Origin of the sequence: Dongshaea marina (assembly GCF_003072645.1) — a bacterium.
Taxonomy (GTDB): domain Bacteria; phylum Pseudomonadota; class Gammaproteobacteria; order Enterobacterales; family Aeromonadaceae; genus Dongshaea; species Dongshaea marina.
The window spans coordinates 3,331,689-3,356,185 of record NZ_CP028897.1; the positions used below are offsets into that span (position 1 = coordinate 3,331,689).

A 24,497-nucleotide genomic window follows, 5' to 3' on the forward strand; every position below is an offset into this window, starting at 1 on the left:
AAACAAAGCTCTTTCATACAGAAATACCCTCTGAAACTGAAGAATATTCAAGGGCTTTTCAAACCATCGAGAAGCCCTGATGCGATCGGCATGCCGACAAAAGCTGAGCTTTGGAGCATACATAAAGGAAGTGGATACACAGGGGCTCGGTGGTGGCTGAAAATTAACACTACTCCTGATGCAGATACGACCATGAATCATCAAAGACGAGAACACTCAGTCATTATGCTAAGAGATTCCCGGGTCCAAGGTTAAGTTTTGTGCAGTTCGTGAGTAAGTTCAAAAAAACACACTCTCATCTAAAAAATTGATTGAGTTCACCGAATTCACAGAGGATAGTTAAGCGGTTAACTTAATTTAACGCCAATCACAGCTGGATTAGTGAAACGAAAAAAATAAAGAGCGATGAGACCATGGAAAGGCTTAATCAACACGATAAACAATTCTTTAAACAAGCAAGACTATATTGCGACCTCTCCCCACCCTAATCTCTAAGTCACGACAAATCAGTCAGAAAACAATAAATAAGATACGCATATGCACTTGTTTTCATTGAATAAATAGAAATCAGAAAGGTGTTTTGTTCTGTTTTCATTAAATACGTATCTTTAGCATCATCAATGATGATTATTGATTAATCTTTTTTCGTTGAGCGGTTGGATACTCAAGGGTATCCATCATCATAAGAATTAAATCATCCTCAGGGAACGCTCTTATAAAAGAGCATTGCTGCGCTCAATCATAATTATCTCAAGCCAGAACAAAAGGGATCCTATGTCTATTAGCATCGATGAAAAGCCAAAGAAAAAGCAGATGATTTTTAAATCCAGAGGGGATGCAACCCGGGCCATCATCCTGACCTTCTTTATCTTTCTGGTGGTTGGCTACCAGGCCTTTGTGTATGGCATGCTCACCATCCCCATGTCTGAACACTTCCATATTCCACAGTCACGCCTCATCTTCTATGACTCTTTTGGCATGTGGGGACAGCTGATCGCCATGTTCATCAGTGGATTTCTGATCTCCCGTATCAAAGGGGTGAACACCATACTGCTGGGGGCGGTCATCATGCTCGTGGTGCAGCTGTTATCCGTCTACGCGCCGAATATTGAGCTCTACACCCTGTGTACCTTCTTTACCAATGTAGCCGTTGGTTTCATGCTGATGCCCTGCACCTATCTCATCGCGGGTAGTGTCGAAGAGGAGGGGAAAAACCAGGGGTTGCTGAGTATCGTCAATGTGTTTTTCAGTATCGGCGCCACCCTCAGCCCATTTTTTACCGGATTGTTGATTGCAAAGGTTTCCTGGGAAGCGGTGTTCTTCCTCAACGTCATCCTGTTTATGCTGGTGATCCTGGTTATTTTTACCTTGAAGATCCGCGAATACTATGAGCATGAAGTCAATGCAATGCAAGCGGCCGCCAAGCAGGAGAAACCAGCCGCAGGGATGCAGTTCATCACCCTGCCCTTTGTGCTTACCGGACTGGCCCTGTTCCTGATGATGTATGTGGAGCAGATCATCAACTACTTCTTCCAGCCCTATCTGCACTCCAACATGCAGATCTCCATCGAAAGCGTCGGCGCCATCATGATGATGTATGCCATCGGCCAGGCCGGGGGACGCTTGCTATTTGGTAAATTCCTGCTGCCTAAGATCAAGATCTACAAATACATCATGACGGCAACCATCCTATTCATGCTGTTGCTGGTTGTGTTTTTGCAGCTTAAAACTTATCTGGCTTTTATGGTGATCGGCATCGTTTTAGGTCTGGCCGACTCCTGCCTCTACCCCTCTATCTATGGTTATGGGATTGATCAGCTCGATGGTACCAACTCCAAGGCGATCTCTATTCTTGGTTGCAGCGGGGTTTTAGGAATTCCCTTCGGCACCGGGATCTCGGGGCTCATCGGTGAACACTTTGACAAGACCACGGCCATCGCCATTGCCCCGGTCCTGTTACTGGTGATCTGTATTCTGATTTTCTGGATTCACAAGCTCCGTAGCCAGCGGGCACAAAGCGGGGCACAGGAGATCACCGCAGTTGCAAGCATCTAACCCATGCAATCTCTTTAATCATCCAAACAAACCTGGAGGACTCATGAACAAAAGTTGGTGGAAAGAAGCGATCGTCTATCAGATCTACCCCCGCTCTTTTAATGACGCAAACGCTGATGGGATCGGCGATCTACGGGGGATCATCGATAAAATCGACTATATCGCCTCCCTTGGGATCAACACCATCTGGTTAAACCCTGTCTATGAATCCCCCTTTGATGATATGGGTTATGACATTGCCGATTATAAAAATATAGCTTCCTGCTTTGGCTCGATGGCCGACTTCGATGAGCTACTGGAAAAGGCACATCAGCGCGACATTCGGATCCTGATGGATCTGGTAGTGAATCACTGCTCTGATGAGCATCATTGGTTCACTGAAGCAAAACAATCCAAACAGAGCCCCTACCATGACTACTTTGTGTGGAGGGACGCTGGGGAAAGCCGGGAGCACCCCAATAACTGGATCTCATTTTTCTCGGGTCCGGCCTGGGAGTACAACCCACAGACCGATGAATATTACCTGCACTATTTTTCCAAAAAACAGCCCGATCTGAACTGGGAGAACCCCAATGTCCGTGAAGAGGTGCAGGGCATCATGGAGTTCTGGCTGGCCAAGGGGGTGGATGGTTTTCGGATGGATGTGATTGGTCTTATCTCCAAGCCCCCAGGATTGCCGGATATACCCGAGGATACCCACGACATCGGGGCCTTCTATAACAACGGCCCCAGGTTGCACGAGTTTTTGCAGGATATCCATGCCAAAGTGTTGTCACGCTATGACTGTATGACGGTCGGCGAGTGCCCGGGGGCGACCGCCGAAGATGCCCTGCTATTGTGCGGCGAAGATAGACGGGAGCTTCAGACCCTGTTCCATTTCGAGGCAATGGATGTGGATAAGCGTTCTGCTGAGCATTACGAGGTCGGCAAGGTTAGTGTACCTAAGCTCAGGGAGGTGATGCAGAAGTGGCATGACACCCTGTATGGTAAATCCTGGAATAGTGCCTACCTGATGAACCACGATCAACCACGCAGCGTCTCGCGATTCGGGGATGATGATCGCTACCGGATCGAATCGGCGAAGATGCTGGCAACCTTCCAGCTCACCCAGTGGGGGACTCCCTATATCTACCAGGGAGAGGAGATCGGCATGACCAACTGCCACTTCGAGCCACAAGAGTTTCGGGATATTCAGATGATTAACTATTATCGGGAGCAGCGGGAACTTGGCAAGAGCAAGGAGGAGCTATTGCCCGGCCTGCTCTACAAGGGGCGGGATAACTCAAGAACTCCGATGCAGTGGGACAGCAGCAAAAATGCAGGCTTCTCCAGCTCCGACAACACCTGGATCAAGATCAACCCCAACTACCCTGCCATCAATGTGGATGCCGCTGAGCGCGATCCCGAATCGATCCTTCACTATTACCGCAGCGCTATCGCCCTGCGTAAGGCTCATCCGATATTGACCTATGGCAGGCAGGAGCTGATCGAGCTTGGGGATGATGCTCTCTACGGCTACCTGCGTAAGGATGAGCAGGAGGAGCTGTGGGTGATCTTAAGCTTCGATGCCGGGGAGAAACCGATCCGGCTCAAGGGACTCAACCAGTGTCAGCCTCTGCTGGGTAACTATCCGGCGCCAAGCCTTAAAGAGGAGCAGCTGACCCTGCGTCCCTATGAGGCCCTGGTGCTAAAGCGACACTAACACGGAAAAAACGTAATAAAAAAGCCAGCATCTGCTGGCTTTTTTCACCCAGAGATCAAAGAGCTTTACTCTTCATCACTGTCGCTGTCTTGCTGCTGAGAAGGGGTTTCCTCAGTCGCTTCACCGGCCATATCCGCTGGCAGCTCCTGATCCTCCTCATCCGAAGGCTCATCAATCCGCTGCAAACCAACCACCTGCTCATCATCCCCGGTACGGATCAAACGAACTCCGGCGGTGTTACGACCAATGACACTCACCTCGTGAACCCGGGTTCTTACCAAAGTGCCACCATTGGTGATCAGCATGATCTCGTCTTTTTCGACCACCTGAACCGCTCCGACCACCAGGCCGTTACGCTCGGTCACCTTGATCGAGACCACCCCCTGGGTTGCCCGGCTCTTGGCAGGGTACTCATCCAGGGCAGTCCGCTTACCGTAGCCATTGGCGGTCACCGTCAGGATCTCACCCTCGCCACGCGGTACGATCAGAGAAACCACCTTGCTGCCATCGGCAAGCTTGATCCCACGCACCCCGGTTGCGGTCCGGCCCATAGGACGAATGGCCAACTGCTCATTGCCCTCATCATCGAGCTTCACCGCACCGCTCTCGCTGTCACGAACCTTTTCGTTAAAGCGCACCACCTTACCGGCATCAGAGAACAGCATGATGTCATCTTCACCCGTGGTGATATCCACCCCGATCAGCTCATCCCCCTCATTGAGGTTCAAGGCAATGATCCCGGCAGAACGCGGACGGCTATAGGCCGACAGCGGTGTCTTCTTCACCGTACCGGATGCGGTCGCCATCAGGATATATTTATCATCATCGTATGCCTGTACCGGCAGAATTGCGGTGATCCGCTCCCCCTCCTCCAGAGGCAACAGGTTCACAATCGGTCGGCCACGGGCGGCACGGGTCGCCTCTGGCAGCTGGTAGACTTTGAGCCAGTAGAGGCGTCCGCGACTCGAGAAGCACAGGATGGTGTCATGGGTATTGGCCACCAGCAGGCGCTCAACAAAATCCTCCTCCTTGATCCGGGTCGCCGACTTACCGCGTCCACCACGGCGCTGCGCCTCATAGTCGGTCAGCGGCTGATATTTCACGTAGCCCTGGTGAGACAGGGTCACCACTACATCTTCCGGGGTGATCAGATCTTCGATATTGATCTCGGCGCTGGAGGTGGTGATCTCAGTCTTACGCTCATCGCCGTAACCGGCCTTGACCGCTTCCAGCTCTTCACAGATCACTTCCATCAGGCGTACGCTGTCGCTGAGGATCCGCATCAATTCTGCGATCTGTTCCAGGATCTCCTGGTATTCGCCGATAATCTTCTCATGCTCAAGACCGGTCAGTTTCTGCAGGCGCAGATCCAAAATCGCCTGGGCCTGGACCTCGGTCAGATAGTAGAGGCCGTCCCGGATCCCGAACTCAGGTTCCAGCCACTCGGGGCGCGCCGCATCATCTCCGGCCTTTTCCAGCATGCCGGCAACCTGTCCCAGCTCCCAGCCCTGGCCGACCAGTGCTTCTTTCGCGGCGGCAGGGGTGGGTGATTTGCGGATCACTTCAATCACAGGATCCAGGTTCGCCAATGCGATCGACAGACCTTCCAAAATGTGGGCTCGATCCCGAGCCTTACGCAGCTCAAAAATACTCCGGCGAGTCACCACTTCACGACGGTGCTGGATAAACGCCTTGAGCACCTCTTTGAGATTGAGGATCTTAGGCTGACCATCGGCCAGAACCACCATGTTGATCCCGAACACCACCTGCATCTGGGTGTGGGCATAGAGGTTATTCAGCACTACATCGGCCATCTCACCGCGCTTGAGCTCGATGACCATCCGCATCCCTTCACGGTCCGACTCATCACGCAGCGCACTGATCCCCTCCAGGCGCTTATCTTTTACCAGCTCGGCAATCTTCTCGATCAAGCGGGCCTTATTGACCTGATAGGGCAGCTCGGTAACCACGATCCGCTCACGACCGCTGTCCATCTGCTCGATTTCAGTGCGGGCCCGAATATAGATCTTGCCGCGCCCGGTACGATAGGCCTGCAAAATACCACTGCGACCATTAATGATGGCTCCGGTTGGGAAATCCGGACCCGGAATGTATTCCATCAGCTCATCACAGCTGAGATCTTCATTGGCGATCAGCGCCAGACAGCCATCGATCACCTCGTTGAGGTTGTGAGGTGGGATGTTAGTCGCCATCCCCACCGCAATCCCCGATGAACCGTTGACCAGAAGATTCGGAACTCGGGTCGGAAGAACCGCAGGGATCTGCTCGGTTCCATCATAGTTAGGAACCCAATCAACCGTCTCTTTATCCAGATCGGCCAGCAGCTCATGAGCAATCTTATCCATGCGTACTTCGGTGTAACGCATCGCTGCCGCAGAGTCACCATCGACCGAACCGAAGTTCCCCTGGCCATCGACCAGGGTATAACGCATCGAGAAGTCCTGGGCCAAACGGACTATGGTGTCATAAACCGCCGTATCACCATGGGGGTGATATTTACCGATGACATCACCGACCACACGTGCAGATTTCTTGTATGGCTTGTTCCAGTCATTGCTGAGCTCATTCATCGCAAACAGCACACGCCTGTGTACCGGTTTGAGGCCGTCACGTACATCCGGTAGTGCACGGCCTACGATGACACTCATCGCATATTCCAGATAGGAGCTCTTTAGCTCCTCCTCAATATTAATCGGCAGGATCTCATTAGCCTGATCGCTCATATGTGCCTTAATCCCCAACCTGTTATCAATTTTTTAGCAGTAGCGCATGATACCACAGAAAAGCCGCTCGAAGCAGTCCTGAATTGACTTGACATACCAGCTTTAAACAACTCAGCTCCCGAGAGATCAAGGATAATTTCTGTGAGTCTCACCCTAGGGTATACTGTCCCTCTTCCTGATGCGCAAAGTAAGAGAAATGGAATGAATATCGATCCTCAAGAGATAGAGAAATTTGAGGCCATGGCCCACTCCTGGTGGGATGAGCAGGGTGAGTTTAAGGCGCTTCACCAACTGAACCCTGTGCGCCTGGACTGGATCACTGAAAAATGTGATGGCTTGTTTGATAAGAAGATCCTGGATGTCGGTTGTGGCGGTGGATTGCTCTCAGAGGGGATGGCGCGCCGGGGGGCGAAAGTCACGGGTATCGATATGGGTAGAGAGCCACTTGCGATCGCCCGGTTGCATGCCCTGGAGCAGGGGGTAGAGCTTGACTACCGGCAGATGACCGCCGAAGAGTGTGCCGAGCAACATTCCGGGGAGTTTGATGTGGTGACCTGCATGGAGATGCTGGAACATGTTCCCGATCCCGCCTCGGTGATTCGGGCCTGTGCCAAGCTGGTCCGCCCGGGAGGATTGCTGTTCTTCTCCACCATCAACCGCACCCTCAAGGCTCGGATGATGATCATCCTGGCCGCAGAGTACATCCTTAAGATGGTTCCCAAGAAGACCCACGACTACCGGAAGTTTATCACCCCGGCCGAACTGTCGGTGATGGCTGAAGCAGCAAACCTGGTGGTTGAAGATATGGCGGGAACTCACTACCAGCCGCTGTTTGGGATCTTCAAGCTGCACCCCAATGTGGATGTGAACTATATGCTGGCCTGTCGTAAACCCGACTAGATATAAAAGATACCGAATACCATTGAGATGGCTCGAGCCATCTCAATTAAAGAGCTCTTTCGCTCAGTGCAACCGCGATTACCCTACATTTGGTAGCATCACTGAGTTTGGAGTGGTATTAATCTGTGAACAGGTATCCCCACTGCAGTTAGTGACCTTGAGCTTTTGCCCCACTTGTGGCTGATTAATATCAAACGAAACAAAGGTCGGACTGGTTAGATACACATGACAGCTACCGGACTGTGGAAAATTAATATCGGCCGAGAGGTTGGGGTGACTGCTGGTATCTGAATTAATATCTTTTCCACAAACTTGTCCCTCAAGTCCTGCTTTTCCATCTCCTATCTGTAGATGATATACAGAGGTTTCTATTGGTGTCATTTTCCAGCTCAGCTGTGATACTGATATTTTACAATGAGCCACGGCATTCGAGACCTCATCCGGCGAAATATATACTTGCTTCACCGAAGATGCAGGATAGGTTGAGTATTTACTGCACATCGCGCTCTGTCCTGTTCCAATCACCACATCCGCTCCTGCTTTCAAGGTGCAAGTCTCAAGCATATCAATGGGTGAAAAACTCGGGCACAGAGCATTATCCAGCCGATACTGACGTGTTTCTCCCGAAGGCTTATCAAAGGACCACCATTTACCTAATTTAGAGCCCTGATAACTACTATTCCAGGCCCGATAAACTGTCGTATCTTCGATGACTTTATAGACCTCTCCCTGACACAGGTTTCCCTCCCCCTCTTTACCTAATGCATCAGCAGGTACTTTCTGAGTGGGCTCAGATTGAAAGTGCTCCTCAAGGGAGTCAGGAGGTGTTGCAGTCCCTGGGCAATCAGGTGAAGTATTAGCAGCATACTGCACCGCTCCCGAGCTCAATTCAGGTTGAATGATATTTTGCTTCGCAGATACGCCAAGAGAAATAAAAAGCATACCGGAAATCACAAATGATTTTCTCATAAGAAATCCTTTTGAATTAATGCGCCAATAATTGTCACTGTCAAAAGATGTGGCAACAACAATCTAGTCGATACTTATTTGCAAATCACTCATTAAAACTTTAACGATACGGTTTTATTTATTAATCTGTTTTATATGTGACAAAAGCTTTCACACACTACTGAAAAGAACCTGAGTTATTAAAAATATATTTGATATCTATCGGTACACCTCACACAGTCACTTCATATACCCCTTAATATCTCCCTGAGAAAATATTCGTCCGGATTGTTCTACTTTTTATGTTTCTCGAAGCGATAAACGTAAAAAAGCCACCGAGGTAGGCGGTGGCTCTATCACTATGCTTCAATCAGGAACGCTTTACATGGATGCTTAGCACTTATGCCCTGCCCCATGATGATCATGAAGCTTGGGAGCCTTGGCACTCCCGCCATTCTCTTCAAGATATTGACAGGCTTCCAGGATGTGCCGGGTCAGGATCTCGCAGGAGTCTTTATTCAGATGCGGGCGCACCACGATCCGCAGCATGGCGATCGATTCCGCATTGGCTGGCAGGGTATAGGCAGAAACTACCCAGCCACGCTCTCTGAGCTTGTTGGAGACATCAAACACATTGTAGCGGGTCACCTTCTCATCCAGCTGGATCGCCACCAGAGGCATCTTCTGCACCCCACCCTGGTTGAGGGCCTTAAACAGGCCCGACTCCACCAGCTGCTGCTGCAGATATTGCGCATTATCCATTGAGGTCTGCATCAGGCAGGTATAACCCGCCTTGCCCATCCGCAGGAAATTATAATACTGGGCCAGGATCATCGAGGTACCACGCGAGAAGTTCAATGTCGCGGTCGGGCTCTCTCCTCCCAGATAGTTCACATAAAAGATCAGCTCTTCGTTAAACACCGACTTATCACGGAACAGTACCCAACCGACCCCGGGATAAACCATGCCATATTTATGGCCCGAGGTGTTGATACTCTGGACCTTCTCCAGCCTGAAATCCCAGGCATAGTCCGGACTGACAAAAGGCGCAATGAAACCGCCGCTGGCACCATCTACATGCAGGGGCACATTCCAACCCTTCTCCTGTTCAAGACGCACCAGATAATCGTTGATCCCCTGGATATCATCATCTTCACCGGTAAAGGTGCTGCCACAGATCGCCGAGACACAGATGGTGTTTTCATCCACATAGTCATCCAGCTTGTCAGCGGTCAGGATATAGCAGTCCTTCTCCATCGGAACGATGCGTGCCTCCACATCAAAATAGCGGGCAAATTTTTTCCAGACAATCTGCACATCCCCACCGAATACAATGTTGGGCTTGTCGGTCGGCTTGCCCTGAGCCTTCATCCTATCCCGCCAGTTCCACTTATGGGCCAGGGCCGCCAACATCACCGCCTCGGATGAGCCGATCGTCGCGGTACCATAGGGCTCACAGTCGGCGGGCGCATGAAACAGGTTGGCCAGAATGCTCACACAGCGCTGATGGATCTCCTCAGACTGGGGATACATATCATGATCGATGAAGTTCTTATGGATATTCTCCATGATGAGCTTTTCCGCCTCCGGCTCCATCGCCGTGGTGACAAAGCTCGACAGGTTGAGATCCGGGTTAGCATCCATAAACATCTCAGACTTAATAATGTTATAGGCCGCGCGAGAATCCATCCCATCCTCGGGCATTTCATATCGGGGAACTTCGCAGTTGAAATCGAGAAACCAATCACCACGGGGCGCAAGGTGGCGCTCTTCATGGGTCAGACTCTTCGCATGCTTGGATTTACTTAACATTATTCACTCCTTGTCAATCATCAGACGTGAGCAAGGGTTAGAGCGATGAGCCCCATTAGCTGGGGACGCTACACTCTTGCTCACTATGAATATCTCTGGCGTGGGTCTCCTTCAGGCACAGAGCAGCCAGAGTCGCAACGCCCATGCACAGGGTCACCATGCTCAGGGCGATCAGATAACTATGTTGATCGGGTCCATGGGAGGGGGCAATCCTGTCCAATACCCAGCCGATCGCAGGTTGAGAAGCGGCGCTCCCCCCAATAAGCCAGGTATTCACGAACCCAAGAGAGATCCCCGCCGAATTGGGGGGACGGATATCATGGCCATAGGCATAGGCCAGAACATTACCACTGGCAAAAAAGCCCAACAGGATCAGCAGAATCTTCATCTGCCATAGCGCCAGGGATGGAATATAGAGCATGGCGGCGATCATCAGCGCCGAAAGCAGAGCGCACCCCAGCATCGGCAGCTTGCGCAAGCCAATCTTGTCCGACAACCAGCCGATGATAAAACTACCGGCAATCCCCCGACAAACAGCAGGGAGTTCACCCCGGCCGCATCGACCGCCGACAATTGATAGCGTTCGGCAATATAGCTGACACCCCACAGAGCGCCGACGGCCGCAAACGCGGTATTAATGGTTGCGGCATAAATCCCGATCAGCCAGAACTCTTTAATCGCAAACACATGCTTAAGATCCTGCCAGCTTTTTTGTAATCCGCGGCTGGCTGAGGGTTCAGTTCTCTTCCCGGAAACCGGTCCCGGCTTATTGCGCACCACCAGCAAGATAAGGAGAGTGAGCAAGGCTCCGATACCGGCTAAGCACTCGATCGTGGTTCGCCATCCCAGGGTTTGAGTCACGTACGCCAAAGGAGCCTGGGCTACGATCGCCCCTATCATCCCAACCATATTGGTCAATCCGGTCAGGGTGGCAAACAACCGGCTATCGAACCAGTTTGAAACCAGCTTCAGGCAGGAGACAAAAGAGAAGGCGGCTCCGGCCCCGATAAAAAGCCGCATCAGGATCATTGCGTAGGCCTGGGTGGAAAAAGAGAAGGCAACACAACCCAGGGTTGCGACAATCGCCGCGATAAACAACGGCCATTTAGGACCAAAGTGATCGACTATGAGGCCTATCGGGATCTGCAGCAGGGCATAGGAGAGAAAGTAAACCGAGGCGATGACTCCCACCATCTCGGCATTGATATGAAGATAGGATTCGAGATCCTGACTGATGACCCCGGGGACCACCTGGTTCATGTAATCAAACAGAAAATAGCAAGCTCCAATCCCCCAGATCACCCAGGGGAGAAGTTTGCGAACTGCCGGTTTTGCTTCATCCATTGAACCTGTCACTCCCTCGCAGACATGCCATCACGCAGGGTCACCATGATGGCACACCCTCGCGATGCTGCAAATCATATTTTCTGTGGAAGTAAAGTAAAATCGAAACGACAGAACTGGTCTAAAGCGTGGATCCTGGCGGCGCATATTCTATCAAGCTTGTAGGCAGGCTTGTGTGATCTGTGTTACCCTTCTGTTACCACTTGAACTTACTATCGATACTGTAAATACCCAGTTTTACAGGCCCCCATTTCATGGCATATGGAAAACCAAGCTTGAAAAATCGATTTGTTCACCTGACCCGACGCCAACTCAAGCGTCACCAGAAATTGAAACTTTCCCGTCGCAAGCACCTGACCCGTCACCATTGGGCCAATGGCTACCAGATCACTGACTCATCCCCCTTGCAGGAGCAGCTTTTTTGCGTCTGTGATGATGACAGTGTAGGGAACGCTTCAGAGTACCATTCATGGAAGATGCCGATCACTAAGTCTTCCTGAACTCGCAAAAGGCCTGCCTGCAGGCCTTTTTCGTATCTTGCCGCCGTCAGCTCCAGCCCGGCACACCCAGAGCACTCAGTAATACCTCGATAGACAGAGCCGCCAGAATCATCCCCATCACCCGAATAAGGATTGCTGCACCATTTTGCCCTATGACTTTGAGAATCGGCGCGGCCGCCAGCATCAACAAAAAGGTGATGGCCAGCACCCCAAGCAGGATCAGGGTGGTTCCCGCCTGAACCGGGATCGAATAAAGGTGATTATCGGTCAATACAATCACCGCCATGATTGCTCCGGGACTGGCGATTGAGGGGACCGCCAGCGGAAATACCGCCAGATCATGATCCGTCTCAGTCTGCTCCTTCTTGCCCCCCGGGTTGCCAAAGATCATCTGCAACCCAAACAGAAAGAGGATGATGCCACCGGCGACCTGGAGGGATATCAGCTTCACCCCCATGGCGGTCAGCAGCACCTGACCGATCACCACGGCTCCCACCAAAATGATCGCTGAGTAGCAGATCGCCTTAAAGGCGATCCGCCGCTGCTGACGGCCGGAGAGTCCGGCGGTCAGGCCGGCAAAAATTGAGAGGGTCCCCACGGGATCTATGGTCGCCAGTAGCATGATCCCATCCCGGATAAACTTCTCGGCTAACATATCCCTCCCTGGTTAAATTAGGCTATTCCTCGTAAAGCTCAAGCGGTAACTGGTCCGGATCCCGGAAAAAGCAAAAACGCTTGCCGGTAAACTCATCAACCCGGATCGGCTCAACCTCTATTCCCTGCTGCTTCAGGCTCTCAGTCGCGGCATCAAGATCATCGACGGCGAAGGCAAGATGGCGCAGTCCAGCAGCCTCAGGCCCATTGATCCGTCTGGGCGGATCAGGAAATGAAAACAGCTCAATCTGGTAGTCTCCGGACAGAGCCAGATCCAGTTTATATGAGTCGCGCTCGGCTCGATAATTCTCAGCAAGGATCTCGAGTCCCAGAATATCACAATAAAACGCCTTAGAGCGTTGGTAATCAGAGGCGATGATCGCCACATGATGGATTTTTTTTAACTGCATCACAGCTCCAGATAAAAGGTGATTAGCGATCCGGCTGAGCCTTGAGTGACTGTCCGGTCACCCCGACACTATCAGCCCCAGCAGATAAAGGTATGTTGGCATAATATCCAGCGGAGTACGCAGGGTTTGCGGGTCCTCATCAGGCTTTGCCGAGGCTCGCATCCCGGTTCGGGTCGCTCCCGGGTTAATACAGTTCACCCGTATCGATTCACTGGCAAGCTCCTCGGCCCAGGTCTGCATCATCCCTTCGGTCGCAAACTTAGAGATGGCATAGGTCCCCCACAAGGCTCTGCCCTGCTGTCCTACCCCGGATGAGGTAAAGATCAGTGAAGCGCTATTAGCCTTTCTCATTAAGGGTAACAAAGCCTGGGTCAGCAGAAACTGAGATTTAAGATTTACCTGCATCAGCAGATCCCACTGCTGCTCCGAAGTATCCTCCAGGAGGATAAGCTCCCCCAAAACCCCCGCATTATGCAGCAAACCATCCAGGCGGGGGATCCGATGCATCAGCCGTTCAGCAAGCTGCTGACAAATCTCGGGGGTTGCCAGGGAGAAATCGATCAGCTCGTAGATGACCTCAAGCCCATAAGCTTGGGAAAGCTCTTGAGCCAATGCCTCAAGCTTAGCTGCAGAGCGTCCCAGCAGTACCGGGATCCCATCTGCTTCACGCACAGAAAATGCCAGCTGGCGACCGATCCCCTCGGTGGGGCCGGTGATCCCGATATAACGATTGGCTAACAGCTTGGGAGGGATCTGGTAATCGTGCATCTGTTACTCCTCTAAAGGCGGGCTCAACTAACCCAAATGGAGACACATTGTACTGAATGCCCCGCAGCAGCAACAGTGTACCGGTTAATAAATTGTTGTGATTGGCAGTTGTTCTTCTCCATGGGACAATAGTCAGCCCTGCTTCAGCTTTCAATTAGGATCGATTGATGGTTTATCGCCTGTTACGCGCCGTGGCGCTTTGTACTCTGCTCTCACTACTGGCGGCCTGTGCCACAGTCCCTCCTCCACCGACCCCAAATCAATACGGATTTCAGATCAAGCCTCTGGAACAGCCAGTCACAAATCAAAGCTACCAGCTTCTCAAGATGCAGCTGCCGCTGGGCCATGGTCTGAATCCGACCCTGGATCTGTTTATGATTGAGCAAGACCATGACTCCAAACAGTCGATCGCCAAGCGGACTCAGCTCTACTGGAACAAGGTTCAGGCGAAGGGGATCCAAATAAGCCGCAGTAAAGTAATGAAAGAGCTACCAAACTCAGTGCTGATGAGCTTTGATGCCACCTCGGGCACCCAGCCGTTTCGTGGTTTTGTACGGGGTGTTCAGCGCGGCGATAACCTGTATATCCTAATGGTCATGGCCACAGCCCGCCAGTGGCAACACTATGGAAAGACACTGCTCAAGAGCTTCAATAGCTTTAGCCCAGGTGAAAGCGCTCCTCCGCAATCCGGACAACTGGTGTTTAACAAGAGTAAATTTAGCATCCTGCCATTGGGGGAAGCGGGGGAAATGCAGCGTTTCTCTCCGCTGTTAGCCATGTACCTCCCCCACCCGGATGAGTTCAGTTCAAGTAGCTCCCTGGTGGTTCAGGGGATCAAGACCCCACAAAGTTATGCCGATGCCCTGGTCAGTGAGCCGGTCAAAGTCCGCGACAGGGTGAGTCAAACCATTGAGCAACAACTGACTCAGCTGGCACAGCAACAACAAGCAAAACTCGGTAAGTTCACTCTCACCAACCTCAATGACCATAGCTTTACCCTGAGTTATCAGCAAACGCGCCAGGGAATCACCACTCACTACTATCTCAAGATGGTGATCAGCTACTTCAGAATGTATATGGCAACTGCCAGTGCTACTGACACCCACTGGCCCACTGAGCAGCAGCAGATCAAAGCCAGTGTGGATAGCCTGATGATGCAAGGCTAAACGCTCGCAAGCCTCACCACAGACAGCAAGCGGGCCGCCTTCAGGTGGCCCGCTTGTTTTCATCCGACCGGGGATCAGTCTCTGTCGCGCTGCTCCTGACGCTTATCATCCACCAGTTGTGCCCGGGCCTTCTCAACAGCCTCGGCCACCTTGGCCTGCATCATCAGAAAATCCTCATCACTCAGATGAGAAAAAGCATCGACATCATCGCGAATATAACGCGGGGTAAGGATATTCAGGGTAATGCAGCACAGATCCGCCAGATACTCCGGATCTTTGATCTCATCAAGCTCAATATCATGCACATGCTGAACCACCAACTGTTCATATAGGTTATGAATATCAACATCTAGCTTCATGGTGAGGACTCCTAAGACGCTTACCTAAAGAATAGCCTGAGATAGACCCGTTCGCTCCCGAACTACTGCATTTACCAGCATCTGACACTCTATACACCCGGCATGATTGTCTGCTATGTTTTGCTCTGCACAGCCCACTTAGGGCGTTATGTAACCCCTACTCAATCAGGATATGAAGGATCGTCTATGGGCCACTTTGAGGCATTTTCGTTAGCGTTGATTCAGGGATTGACCGAGTTTCTTCCCATCTCAAGCTCCGCCCACCTGATCCTGCCCTCACAGCTTCTTGGGTGGGAAGATCAGGGGCTGGCCTTTGATGTAGCCGTTCACCTGGGTACCCTACTGGCTGTCATTCTCTATTTTCGAAAAGAACTCATCATCCTGCTCAAGGCCTGGCTGGGATCCATTTTTAAGAGACAGCACAACCAGGACTCACGACTTGCCTGGATGATAGTGCTGGCCACCATCCCTGCCTGTATATTTGGTCTGCTGATGAAGGATATCATTGAGCTCTATTTGCGCTCAGCCTGGGTAATCGCCGCCACCACTATAGTGTTTGGACTCCTGCTATGGTGGGCCGATAAAAAGGGCAGCCGCAGTAAAGATGAGCATCAGGTCTGCTGGAAGCAGGCTCTCTATATAGGGATTGCCCAAGCACTGGCCGTGATCCCCGGCACCTCACGCTCCGGGATCACCATGACTGCCGGCCTGCAACTGGGGCTGACCCGGGAGGCGGCGGCACGCTTTTCATTTTTGATGTCGATTCCGATCATCTTGCTGGCCGGAAGCTACCTTGGCCTTAAACTCTTTACCCAGGCTGCTCCCATCAACTACTCCTTTTTTGGCATCGGGATGTTGGTCTCATTTGTCAGCGCCTACGCCTGTATCCATCTCTTTTTGAAATGGGTGACCCGGGTGGGAATGCTGCCCTTTGTGATCTATCGATTGCTGCTGGGAGCTGGACTGGTGGTGTTTTTGCTGATCTGAGGATTATCGGCAAGTGCAGAGCAAGGCGGACACGCCTTGGCGGAAAATACTGTGGCAGAGATTCAGGGTTACTTCTGAAGCTGAGCTAGCAGCTGCTCCAGTACATCCTTAGTAAAGCGCTGCATCGCCTGCTCATGATAGATCTCACTGGTCGAATAGATGAGCTGCTTGAGATGCTCCTTGGTATCCTCAATCGCCTTCATATCCCGATAACAGCGCAGCGCGGTATAGATGGAGACAATCAACCTTTCCGCAGTCAGCTCAGATTTTTGCTTGTAGTCATTGATATCGTAGTGGATCACTGTATCCACCTCGGGGGTGATCCCGGGCTGACCGGTACGCAGTATGATCCGGGTTAATCTGTTATTGAGATCTTCACGGGTATATCGGGCAACCTCCAGCCCCTCATGTTCGGTTTCCATCACCACATCCAACAAGATTAAGGCGATGTCGGAGTGTTGCCTGAGAAGCTCACGGGCCTCTTGTCCAGAGTTTGCCTCTAACAGCTCAAGCCCCTTACCGAAAAACACCTTATTTTTAATCACCATCCGGGTAAGGTGGTGAATATCAACCTCATCATCGACCACCAGGATCTTCCAGCGCTCATCAGTATCGCTCTGGGCAGAGCTATCACTCATCTTGTCAGTGGGTGAGATATCATCATCGACCATGGCTGTGACTCTTGGCTGAATTCAACTATAAGCATAGATGAACTCATCATAATTGCAGCTCTGCCCGATATGCCGGTGCTGACTGGCAGCCGCTAAAGTTCCCAGCTGCAACTCTTTCTATCCTGCGGATGGCTCTTCTATCTGTGGCCAGGCCACGGAAATGTCGGGATGTGATGAGAGTATGGATGCTCGAATGCCGCGGTAGCCAGGGAGGGCGTTAGCTGCCGACAGCACATTACTTTTGTATCGTCAAAAGTAATCAAAGTCTCAAAAATGATAAGGAGGAGGCCTGGTTCAAATTCCGCTGAAATGCAACGGACACTGGGCTGGCGATTTCTTAGAGGAGATAACTGACTCAATTCATCGCATAACAGATGAATTTTTATCCCCTGCTGTGATGCCTGGTCATCTCGCGATAATAACAAAGATACAGTTAAGAAGAAGGATCACCAGGGGAGTCAATCCTAACTGGGAGAAAACTTCTACCATTCTCAAGTATCAGGGGTTAGTACCCGAGTATAAAATAGAGGGTAAATACAGCGACAATGACAGCTAGGCTTATCATCATGATCATATCGGTTACGAGCATAAATCACCTCCAAATCAGACATTGTTTCAACGGCAAACAAGTACCTCTGATGCTACTCTCTGCAATTTGATAACGCTCAACAACATCATGAGTTTGCAGTGGAATACAGGTGCTACTACACTCTCACCCTACATTCAACTGTCTAATTATGCAATTAAACAGCATATTAAGCCACCGATAGTTGACATATTTCCCTCCGGATGTTTCGAGAGTGTTAACTGAGCACCGACAAACTTGTAACTCAGCTTGCCTTGATGAGCCCAAACAGGGCCTCTGCCAGCTGACTATGGCTCAGTGGGTCGAGATGAACACCATCCTCTGCATAGCCGGTGCATATTATGGCCGCATCCAAATACAATCCTTGATAACGCTCGGCCAGCTCACGATAACCCTGACGCAGTGCGGGTAGTTTTTCCGGTGCAGCACTAAAGCCTGCCTGTAGCGCAAAATCTAAAATCCTGGGGGGAGAAACCAGGATGATCTGAGGAAACGGAACCACTGTTTGCTGAATACAGCGAATGAGGGACTCCATACTATTGACGATATCGCTGGCACTGCGCCCCAAGTGATCGCTTAAATCATTGGTGCCAAGCATCAGGATCACCTTGTCCAATAAGCCGTGTTGAGCAAGCACCGCGGGCAAGGTATCATATCCATTAAGCCCCGGCATCCCTGGCTCTTCGACCCCGGTGTTTCGGCCATTAAGCCCCTCTTCAATCACCTGGTAATCCTCACCCAGTTTCTGCCCCAGCAGACCGGGCCAGCGCACGCTTTCAGCAAAGCGACTTCCACCGGTGATATATCCCCAAACATTAGAATCACCGTAACAAAGAATTTTTTTCATATAAGTCCGATTCCCTGAGAAATTTACTCAGTGCAGTCTAACAGATATGTCGTCGCCACCCGACTTTAGATGCATGAGAGCTGACATCACTTTGTCGCCTTAGCTGATCTGTGAGTTAAAGAAAGAACAACCCACTACATGCCAAAGATTGAGAAGGTAAATGAAATTTATTCTTTCTATCTTATTCTGCGTATTTATGAGAAATACAATTCTCGCTTTTAACAGAGCAAAAACCTCTCGCACCGCTGTAACGAGTTGATATTATAGTAATATTATGCAAATATCCTATACAAAAGCGGCAACCCAGTGCTGAACTTATACTAAATTCAACCTAATAAGCAGTTAAACTCTAGGGAAGAACATGAAGTGTTGGGCGAAAAACGTATCTCCCTGCTGTAATACGCAGTCTAGTGAGCACTATATATCAAAGGGGCTTTTCAGCGATAAGATGCTTTACGTTGAAAGTGCACCTTTCCTTGGTGGAACTAGCAAAGAGATTGCTAAGGCATCTCTCACAAGAAACTGCCTTTGTAAAAGGCACAATGAAAGACTTTCCATATATGATGATGAAGCAATTCATTATGGTGAATCTCTTAAATATTGTTTAGAGCTCTCACTGAAGAGAAAAAATTCAAATGCAAGAAAATTCAGTTTACATTCCAGAATCATCAATTGTGATCGCCTCAATCGTTGGATAATAAAAACCTACTTGGGATTAGCTGAGTTCTTCAAATATGAATCGGCAATAGACAAAGGAGAATTGGCGAAGCTAGTATATTCAGACACTTCGATTAAGCACTATCTTCATCTAGAAACAACAATGGAAATACAAGAAGACTTCCAAATAAAGGAGTCTGTATCTATCGCGCCACTAGAAAAAAATGAGAGGACGATCGGAATACAAGTTGAACTATACGGCATTCGGCTTAATGGAATATTCTCAGATAAACCAGAATATATTCAGAGCCCTATAAGAGTAAAGTTTAATGAGCATAAACAAGGTCCATCCTGCGTGGTGAAGTTCAAATGAATTTTTATAATCCTGCAATGGTTCCACTGACCTGTCATTTAAATTTCAGGCAGAATTACGTACAAGGCTTTCAGGCTGATTTTCCTGTATTATGTACTAGAAAGGATTGAGTATGAGTGAAATCAAACCAGAATTAATTGCCATAAATCATGATGAGTATTATGCAAAACATATCGGTGTTACTCCAGATGGCCTTCAATTTTTTCTAACAAACCCATTCGAGCCAGATTCACAAGGAAAAAAAGGTTGCGAATATATAGCACTATTCAAGTTTGATGAAAAAGGAAACCTTGTCGATTCTGAAATTGAAGCGTTAGGTCCAAGGGGATTTTTTTCTGATGATGATGCAAGGGAGAAGTATTATTCAAGGCTTGAGAGTCTTGGTAACGTAAATTATCAAAGAATTGAAGTTAAGCCTTTTTGTGTAAAGTACAATGATACAAACTTCGGATTAATTGCTCGGGAGCCAGAATACGCAGGTGATATTTGGGCGGCGTTGTTTCCTAAATCGATGGAACCTTTTGGTTTGAGCAAGATCTGATCTCCCATCGTCATGATGGGAAGCTTCAAATGGGTAAATCCAACGGCAAAATCAAGAACTGGTCTCAATACAATAAAGCATTGGTAAAGCGTGGCTCGATCACCTTCTGGTTGGATGAGAATGCAGTCAAAAACTGGCATTGTCAGGAGCACCATGGCGACAGAGGAAGAGGCTTCACGTTCAGTGATACCGCTATCGAAACCGCGTTGATGCTCAAAGGAGTATTCAGCCTTCCACTGAGGGGGTTGCAAGGATTCCTTGATTCGGTCTTTCAGCTCATGAATGTTCCTCTTAAGTCACCGACTTATAGCTGTATCAGCAAACGAGCGAAGACCGTTGAGATAAAATATCGCCGCCCCAGCCGAGGCCCTGTTGCTCACGTGGTCGTTGATGGGACAGGGCTCAAAATCCACGGTGAGGGAGAGTGGAAAATGCGCAAGCACGGAAAAGAAAAGCGCCGAGTTTGGCGCAAGCTCCACCTGGCTGTTGATGCTCAAACTCATGAAATCATAGCAGCCGAGGTCAGCCTTGATAGTGTTGGAGATAACGAGGTGTTGCCGACCTTATTAAACCCACTACGACGCAAGATACAGCAAGTCTCAGCAGATGGTGCATACGATACAGAGGCTTGCTATGCACTGTTACAGAGAAAGGGTTGTAAACCAACGATTCCTCCCCGCAGTAATGCAGCTTACTGGAAAGGAGATCATCCCAGAAATGAAGCTGTCGAAGCGCTTAAAAATGGGCAGCTTTCACAATGGAAGCATGACAACGACTACCATCAGCGCTCGTTAGCAGAAACAGCAATGTCTCGCTACAAACAGCTCAATTCTCCACAGCTGAGCTTACGTTGTTATAACGGTCAGGTTGGGGAAGCCTTGGCCGGAGTTAAAGCTTTAAACAAAGTGATCGGGCTTGGTATGCCTGTCAGGCAGCAAGCTGCCTGAATGGGTACAAGTCAATTATCAGACTCGGATTTAGGAAACAACGCCTATTTGGGCTGTAGATCTTTTACCTGGTAATTATATGGCATTTTTCGATCCATGGGACAGTGGTGAGTATGACACGTAATGCGCATAACAAGATGCAACATTAGACTTCCACTATTTATCATATAACTGACATGCTAATTTGAAAGATCCAATTATTTCAAGCCATGGATGGCGAGCCGCGCAGCTCGATGGAGGGACTCATCGCGCGGAGCGAGATTTTGCCTACTTTTGACGATACAAAAGTAGGGCGCAGTCGGCGCCCCGACACTATGCAGCGAAGCTGCAAACCCCAGCCCGAAGGGCATCTGCTCTCTGAGCTGAAACCGCCACCGGCGGGTAATCATCATTCATTGAAATGATGGGATACCTCAAAGGTATCCCATCCCACTAAAGAATTCGATTATCCTGATACCCCTGCTCCCGCATCTTCTTCTTGCGGGCATCGCAGGGCTCGGGGCAGTCACACTCCTTCTCGATACCGATCGAACCAAGGCCTCCGCAGGAGCCCTTGATCGTCTTGCGCTGAACTATATATCCGATCGCCATCGCCGCAAACACCAGGATAAACACCAAAAATGTGATCAAAAAATAGATCATCCGCGACTCACTATATATTTTTTAAAGGCCTGACTATAAGACTCCCGAACCCCATCTTTGGTTCGCTCGATCACAAATACCGCCAGGTTATGTTTCTTGGCAAACGCTAGGGTGCGCTTTGCGCCCATCACCATGAAGGCAGTGGCATAACCATCGGCATCCATGCAGGAGGGGGTCACCACACTCACCGAGAGGATCTTGTTGACCTCGGGCTTGCCGGTCAGAGGATTGATCTCGTGGGCAAAGGTCTTACCATCAAGCTTGTAGAAGTTACGATAGTCTCCGGAGGTGGCGATGGCATTGTCACCTATCTGAAGCACCTCCTGAACCGTCCCCCAGCGTTTGGCCGGCTTCTCAATCGCTACCCGCCACTTGGTGCCCTTGCCATTGACCCCGTTGGCCCGAACCTCGCCACCGATATCCACCAAATAGTTATCGATTCCGAGGGACTCGATATAATCGGCCACCTTATCCACCCCAAACCCCTTGGCGATCGCCGAGAGATCCACATACAAACCCGGGATATCCTTTTGCAGGTACTGGCCCTCCACACTGGTGGTCACATGCAAAAAGCCCAGCCCGACCCGCTTGCGGGTTCGCTCAATTAAAGCCTCCGATGGAACCTGGGTTGGCCGCTTATCCGGACCAAAGCCCCACAGGTTTACCAGCGGGCCGACCGTCACATCCAGCGCTCCCCGGGTCATCCGTCCGATCTGGATCGCCCGGGTCACCACCCTGGCGGTATCTACGGAGACCGCAAATGGCTTGGTCTGTTTCGATGAATTAAAACGCGATAGCTCGGAGTCCGGAATGAAGGTCGACATCTGCTGATTAACCTCATCCAGCAGTGCATCCACCTTTGCCTTAAACTTATCCGGATCCTTGATCCCATCTCCGGTTACCTTAATCGAATAGAAGGTCCCCATGGTCTGGCCACTGATGGCGATCTCTTTTTTGGCCTGTCCCTGACAGGCCGTCAACAAAATGGCCAGCCCGCTAAGGGCCAGCCATCGAATTACCACAGACACCATTTATTTAACCACCAAAATCATCCAACAGGATATTGTCTTCCTCGACTCCGAGATCCTTGAGCATCCGGATCACCGCGGCGTTCATCACCGGAGGACCACACATATAGTACTCACAATCCTCGGGGCCTCGTGATCCTTGAGATACTGTTCATAGAGCACGTTATGGATGAAGCCGGTATAACCATCCCAGTTATCCTCAGGCTGGGGATCCGAAAGGGCCACATGCCACTCAAAGTTTTCACACTCCTCGGCCAGCTTGTCGAAGTCCTCCACATAGAACATCTCACGCTTGGAGCGGGCACCATACCAGAAGGTGATCTTACGCTTACTCGCAAGGCGTTTGAGCTGATCGAAGATGTGCGAGCGCATCGGCGCCATCCCGGCACCCCCGCCGATAAATACCATCTCGGCATCTGTCTCTTTGGCAAAGAACTCGCCAAAAGGCCCGGAGATGGTGACCTGATCGCCCGGCTTGAGGCTCCAGATGTAGGAGGACATCAGTCCCGGTGGGATCTTGGGATGATTAGGCGGCGGTGTAGCGATCCGCACGTTGAGCATGATCACCCCCTCCTCGTCGGGATAGTTTGCCATTGAGTAGGCTCGCACCACATGCTCATCCACCTTGGACTCGAGATCGAAGAACTTAAAATGCTCCCAGTCGCCACGATACTCACCGGGCACATCAAAGTCGGCAAACTTCACATGGTGCGGGTCTGCCTCGATCTGGATGTAACCCCCGGCCCTGAAGGGCACCGATTCACCATCGGGGATCTTCAGCACCAGCTCTTTGATGAAGGTAGCCACATTGTCATTGGATACCACCTCACACTGCCATTTACGAATGCCGAAGATCTCTTCGGGCAGCTCGATCTCCATGTCATGCTTCACATTGACCTGACAGGCCAGGCGGGTACCGCTACGGGCATCGCGCTTACTGATATGATCCAGCTCGGTGGGCAGGATATCTCCGCCCCCGGACTTGACCACCACCCGGCACTGGCCACAGGAGCCACCGCCACCGCAAGCCGATGAGATAAAGATCTCGTTGGCAGCTAGGGCACCCAACAGCTTACCTCCGGCCTGGGCGGTCGTTGATTTCTCGGGATCGCCATTGATGCTCAGGGTTACATCCCCCTCGGCCACCAGCCGGGACTTGGCCAGCAGGATCACTGCCACCAAAATCAGCACAATCACGATAAACATGACGACGCCTAAAATTATTTCCATTACCGATTCCTTCTACCCTGTTAACTGCTACAGCGATACACCCGAAAAGGACATAAAGCCCAGTGCCATCAGCCCGGCGGTGATAAAGGTGATCCCAAGCCCGCGCAATCCCGGCGGGACATCGGAGTACTTCATCTTCTCACGAAGCCCTGCCATCAGGACGATGGCCAGCATCCATCCCAGGCCACTGCCAAATCCGTACACCACGGACTCGGTGAAGTTGTATTCACGCTGCACCATGAAGGAGACGCCACCGAAGATGGCACAGTTCACCGTGATCAGCGGCAGGAAGATCCCAAGGGCGTTGTACAGAGCCGGGAAGTACTTATCCAGGGTCATCTCCAGGATCTGCACCACGGCCGCAATCACCCCGATAAAGGTGATGAAGTTCAGAAAGCTCAGATCCACCCCGGAGATCAGGGCCCCATCCTTGAGGATATACACATAGATGAGGTTATTGAGCGGCACCACTATTGTCTGCACCACGGTCACCGCGATCCCAAGGCCAATCGCCGTCTTGATCTTCTTGGACACCGCCAGGAAGGTACACATTCCCAGGAAGAACGAGAGCGCCAGGTTCTGAATAAAGACTGAGCTGATAAAGAGGCTTATATAATGTTCCATCG

Annotated in this window: 23 protein-coding genes and 1 pseudogene; 9 read left to right on the top strand and 15 right to left on the bottom strand. The window is 50.6% G+C overall.

The window, feature by feature from the left end; translation table 11 throughout:
• Positions 1–774 precede the first annotated feature (774 nt).
• Together DB847_RS15605 and DB847_RS15610 are read left to right on the top strand one after the other, a co-directional pair.
• Positions 775–2,055 (top strand): MFS transporter, encoded by a 1,281-nt coding sequence (locus DB847_RS15605; RefSeq protein WP_108651527.1) that lies wholly within the window; start codon positions 775–777, stop codon positions 2,053–2,055.
• Between the two features lie 43 nt (positions 2,056–2,098).
• Positions 2,099–3,757: an alpha-glucosidase gene (locus DB847_RS15610; protein ID WP_108651528.1), complete on the top strand. Its 1,659-nt coding sequence runs from the start codon at positions 2,099–2,101 to the stop codon at positions 3,755–3,757.
• 65 nt (positions 3,758–3,822) lie between these two features.
• On the opposite strand, the gene gyrA is transcribed toward DB847_RS15610, so the two are convergent.
• Positions 3,823–6,501 carry a DNA gyrase subunit A gene (gene gyrA, locus DB847_RS15615; RefSeq protein WP_108651529.1) on the bottom strand — a complete coding sequence of 893 codons (2,679 nt, stop codon included), beginning with the start codon at positions 6,499–6,501 and terminating at the stop codon, positions 3,823–3,825.
• A gap of 201 nt (positions 6,502–6,702) precedes the next feature.
• Here gyrA and ubiG point away from each other — a divergent pair, with 201 nt between their 5' ends.
• On the top strand, positions 6,703–7,401 hold the full coding sequence (gene ubiG / locus DB847_RS15620; RefSeq protein WP_108651530.1) for a bifunctional 2-polyprenyl-6-hydroxyphenol methylase/3-demethylubiquinol 3-O-methyltransferase UbiG: 699 nt from the start codon (positions 6,703–6,705) through the stop codon (positions 7,399–7,401).
• Between the two features lie 78 nt (positions 7,402–7,479).
• Here the strand turns inward: ubiG and DB847_RS15625 are convergent, their stop codons facing one another.
• From DB847_RS15625 to DB847_RS15640, 4 genes are all read right to left on the bottom strand, one after another.
• Positions 7,480–8,370 carry a hypothetical protein gene (locus DB847_RS15625; RefSeq protein WP_108651531.1) on the bottom strand — a complete coding sequence of 297 codons (891 nt, stop codon included), beginning with the start codon at positions 8,368–8,370 and terminating at the stop codon, positions 7,480–7,482.
• Between the two features lie 372 nt (positions 8,371–8,742).
• Positions 8,743–10,161, bottom strand: coding sequence for a glutamate decarboxylase (locus tag DB847_RS15630; RefSeq protein ID WP_108651532.1), 1,419 nt, complete (start codon positions 10,159–10,161; stop codon positions 8,743–8,745).
• A 55-nt stretch (positions 10,162–10,216) separates the two neighbouring features.
• Entirely contained in the window at positions 10,217–10,639 is a 423-nt protein-coding gene (locus DB847_RS15635) for an MFS transporter (protein ID WP_234418415.1), read from the bottom strand.
• On the bottom strand, positions 10,594–11,505 hold the full coding sequence (locus DB847_RS15640; RefSeq protein WP_108651534.1) for an MFS transporter: 912 nt from the start codon (positions 11,503–11,505) through the stop codon (positions 10,594–10,596). Before DB847_RS15640 ends, DB847_RS15635 begins: the two co-directional genes overlap by 46 nt.
• Before the next feature lie 275 nt (positions 11,506–11,780).
• Between DB847_RS15640 and DB847_RS24465 the strand changes: the two genes are divergently transcribed.
• Positions 11,781–12,005: a hypothetical protein gene (locus tag DB847_RS24465; protein ID WP_159084668.1), complete on the top strand. Its 225-nt coding sequence runs from the start codon at positions 11,781–11,783 to the stop codon at positions 12,003–12,005.
• 46 nt (positions 12,006–12,051) lie between these two features.
• Here the strand turns inward: DB847_RS24465 and DB847_RS15645 are convergent, their stop codons facing one another.
• From DB847_RS15645 to DB847_RS15655, 3 genes are read right to left on the bottom strand one after another with little or no spacing between them, the layout of a single operon-like run.
• Positions 12,052–12,660: a MarC family protein gene (locus tag DB847_RS15645; protein ID WP_108651535.1), complete on the bottom strand. Its 609-nt coding sequence runs from the start codon at positions 12,658–12,660 to the stop codon at positions 12,052–12,054.
• Between the two features lie 22 nt (positions 12,661–12,682).
• Entirely contained in the window at positions 12,683–13,069 is a 387-nt protein-coding gene (gene gloA2, locus DB847_RS15650) for an SMU1112c/YaeR family gloxylase I-like metalloprotein (RefSeq protein WP_108651536.1), read from the bottom strand.
• 57 nt (positions 13,070–13,126) lie between these two features.
• A complete protein-coding gene (locus tag DB847_RS15655; RefSeq protein ID WP_234418416.1) occupies positions 13,127–13,837 on the bottom strand; it encodes a YciK family oxidoreductase in 711 nt (236 codons plus the stop codon).
• 167 nt (positions 13,838–14,004) lie between these two features.
• Here DB847_RS15655 and DB847_RS15660 point away from each other — a divergent pair, with 167 nt between their 5' ends.
• The gene (locus DB847_RS15660) at positions 14,005–15,003 is read left to right on the top strand and encodes a hypothetical protein (RefSeq protein WP_108651537.1); all 999 of its coding nucleotides are present in this window, start codon (positions 14,005–14,007) and stop codon (positions 15,001–15,003) included.
• Between the two features lie 74 nt (positions 15,004–15,077).
• Here DB847_RS15660 and DB847_RS15665 read toward each other — a convergent pair whose 3' ends face one another.
• Positions 15,078–15,362 carry a late competence development ComFB family protein gene (locus DB847_RS15665; protein WP_108651538.1) on the bottom strand — a complete coding sequence of 95 codons (285 nt, stop codon included), beginning with the start codon at positions 15,360–15,362 and terminating at the stop codon, positions 15,078–15,080.
• 186 nt (positions 15,363–15,548) lie between these two features.
• Between DB847_RS15665 and DB847_RS15670 the strand changes: the two genes are divergently transcribed.
• Positions 15,549–16,349, top strand: coding sequence for an undecaprenyl-diphosphate phosphatase (locus DB847_RS15670; RefSeq protein ID WP_108651539.1), 801 nt, complete (start codon positions 15,549–15,551; stop codon positions 16,347–16,349).
• Between the two features lie 68 nt (positions 16,350–16,417).
• Here DB847_RS15670 and DB847_RS15675 read toward each other — a convergent pair whose 3' ends face one another.
• Both DB847_RS15675 and DB847_RS15680 read right to left on the bottom strand, forming a co-directional pair.
• Complete coding sequence (locus DB847_RS15675) at positions 16,418–17,020, bottom strand: DUF3369 domain-containing protein (protein ID WP_108651540.1); 603 nt, start codon at positions 17,018–17,020, stop codon at positions 16,418–16,420.
• 830 nt (positions 17,021–17,850) lie between these two features.
• A complete protein-coding gene (locus tag DB847_RS15680) occupies positions 17,851–18,453 on the bottom strand; it encodes a GDSL-type esterase/lipase family protein (RefSeq protein ID WP_108651541.1) in 603 nt (200 codons plus the stop codon).
• Between the two features lie 361 nt (positions 18,454–18,814).
• Here DB847_RS15680 and DB847_RS15685 point away from each other — a divergent pair, with 361 nt between their 5' ends.
• From DB847_RS15685 to DB847_RS15695, 3 genes are all read left to right on the top strand, one after another.
• On the top strand, positions 18,815–19,483 hold the full coding sequence (locus tag DB847_RS15685) for a hypothetical protein (RefSeq protein ID WP_108651542.1): 669 nt from the start codon (positions 18,815–18,817) through the stop codon (positions 19,481–19,483).
• A 112-nt stretch (positions 19,484–19,595) separates the two neighbouring features.
• Positions 19,596–20,024, top strand: a complete 429-nt coding sequence (locus DB847_RS15690) for a hypothetical protein (protein ID WP_108651543.1) — start codon at positions 19,596–19,598, stop codon at positions 20,022–20,024.
• A gap of 29 nt (positions 20,025–20,053) precedes the next feature.
• Positions 20,054–20,971 (top strand): IS5 family transposase, encoded by a 918-nt coding sequence (locus DB847_RS15695; RefSeq protein ID WP_108648954.1) that lies wholly within the window; start codon positions 20,054–20,056, stop codon positions 20,969–20,971.
• Between the two features lie 432 nt (positions 20,972–21,403).
• Here DB847_RS15695 and nqrM read toward each other — a convergent pair whose 3' ends face one another.
• The 4 genes and pseudogenes from nqrM to nqrE all read right to left on the bottom strand — a co-directional run bounded on the left by nqrM (position 21,404) and on the right by nqrE (position 24,495).
• A complete protein-coding gene (gene nqrM / locus DB847_RS15700) occupies positions 21,404–21,613 on the bottom strand; it encodes a (Na+)-NQR maturation NqrM (RefSeq protein WP_108651544.1) in 210 nt (69 codons plus the stop codon).
• Positions 21,610–22,644: an FAD:protein FMN transferase gene (locus tag DB847_RS15705; RefSeq protein ID WP_108651545.1), complete on the bottom strand. Its 1,035-nt coding sequence runs from the start codon at positions 22,642–22,644 to the stop codon at positions 21,610–21,612. The genes nqrM and DB847_RS15705 overlap by 4 nt, the downstream gene beginning before the upstream one ends.
• Positions 22,645–22,648: 4 nt before the next feature.
• A pseudogene (gene nqrF, locus DB847_RS15710) lies at positions 22,649–23,871 on the bottom strand (NADH:ubiquinone reductase (Na(+)-transporting) subunit F).
• Between the two features lie 27 nt (positions 23,872–23,898).
• Positions 23,899–24,495 (bottom strand): NADH:ubiquinone reductase (Na(+)-transporting) subunit E, encoded by a 597-nt coding sequence (nqrE, locus tag DB847_RS15715; protein ID WP_108651546.1) that lies wholly within the window; start codon positions 24,493–24,495, stop codon positions 23,899–23,901.
• Positions 24,496–24,497: the final 2 nt, after the last annotated feature.

Bases quoted from the DNA above. Each gene is read 5' to 3' on its own strand.
- DB847_RS15705 (WP_108651545.1), bottom strand. From the start codon at position 22,644: ATGGTGTCTGTGGTAATTCGATGGCTGGCCCTTAGCGGGCTGGCCATT.
- DB847_RS15665 (WP_108651538.1), bottom strand. From the start codon at position 15,362: ATGAAGCTAGATGTTGATATTCATAACCTATATGAACAGTTGGTGGTT.
- DB847_RS15660 (WP_108651537.1), top strand. From the start codon at position 14,005: ATGGTTTATCGCCTGTTACGCGCCGTGGCGCTTTGTACTCTGCTCTCA.
- DB847_RS15605 (WP_108651527.1), top strand. From the start codon at position 775: ATGTCTATTAGCATCGATGAAAAGCCAAAGAAAAAGCAGATGATTTTT.
- DB847_RS15625 (WP_108651531.1), bottom strand. From the start codon at position 8,370: ATGAGAAAATCATTTGTGATTTCCGGTATGCTTTTTATTTCTCTTGGC.
- DB847_RS15630 (WP_108651532.1), bottom strand. From the start codon at position 10,161: ATGTTAAGTAAATCCAAGCATGCGAAGAGTCTGACCCATGAAGAGCGC.
- DB847_RS15675 (WP_108651540.1), bottom strand. From the start codon at position 17,020: ATGGTCGATGATGATATCTCACCCACTGACAAGATGAGTGATAGCTCT.
- DB847_RS15690 (WP_108651543.1), top strand. From the start codon at position 19,596: ATGAGTGAAATCAAACCAGAATTAATTGCCATAAATCATGATGAGTAT.
- DB847_RS15695 (WP_108648954.1), top strand. From the start codon at position 20,054: ATGGGTAAATCCAACGGCAAAATCAAGAACTGGTCTCAATACAATAAA.
- DB847_RS15640 (WP_108651534.1), bottom strand. From the start codon at position 11,505: ATGGATGAAGCAAAACCGGCAGTTCGCAAACTTCTCCCCTGGGTGATC.
- DB847_RS15610 (WP_108651528.1), top strand. From the start codon at position 2,099: ATGAACAAAAGTTGGTGGAAAGAAGCGATCGTCTATCAGATCTACCCC.
- nqrM (WP_108651544.1), bottom strand. From the start codon at position 21,613: ATGATCTATTTTTTGATCACATTTTTGGTGTTTATCCTGGTGTTTGCG.
- DB847_RS15645 (WP_108651535.1), bottom strand. From the start codon at position 12,660: ATGTTAGCCGAGAAGTTTATCCGGGATGGGATCATGCTACTGGCGACC.
- DB847_RS15685 (WP_108651542.1), top strand. From the start codon at position 18,815: ATGAAGTGTTGGGCGAAAAACGTATCTCCCTGCTGTAATACGCAGTCT.
- DB847_RS15670 (WP_108651539.1), top strand. From the start codon at position 15,549: ATGGGCCACTTTGAGGCATTTTCGTTAGCGTTGATTCAGGGATTGACC.
- DB847_RS15680 (WP_108651541.1), bottom strand. From the start codon at position 18,453: ATGAAAAAAATTCTTTGTTACGGTGATTCTAATGTTTGGGGATATATC.
- gloA2 (WP_108651536.1), bottom strand. From the start codon at position 13,069: ATGCAGTTAAAAAAAATCCATCATGTGGCGATCATCGCCTCTGATTAC.
- DB847_RS15655 (WP_234418416.1), bottom strand. From the start codon at position 13,837: ATGCACGATTACCAGATCCCTCCCAAGCTGTTAGCCAATCGTTATATC.
- gyrA (WP_108651529.1), bottom strand. From the start codon at position 6,501: ATGAGCGATCAGGCTAATGAGATCCTGCCGATTAATATTGAGGAGGAG.
- ubiG (WP_108651530.1), top strand. From the start codon at position 6,703: ATGAATATCGATCCTCAAGAGATAGAGAAATTTGAGGCCATGGCCCAC.
- nqrE (WP_108651546.1), bottom strand. From the start codon at position 24,495: ATGGAACATTATATAAGCCTCTTTATCAGCTCAGTCTTTATTCAGAAC.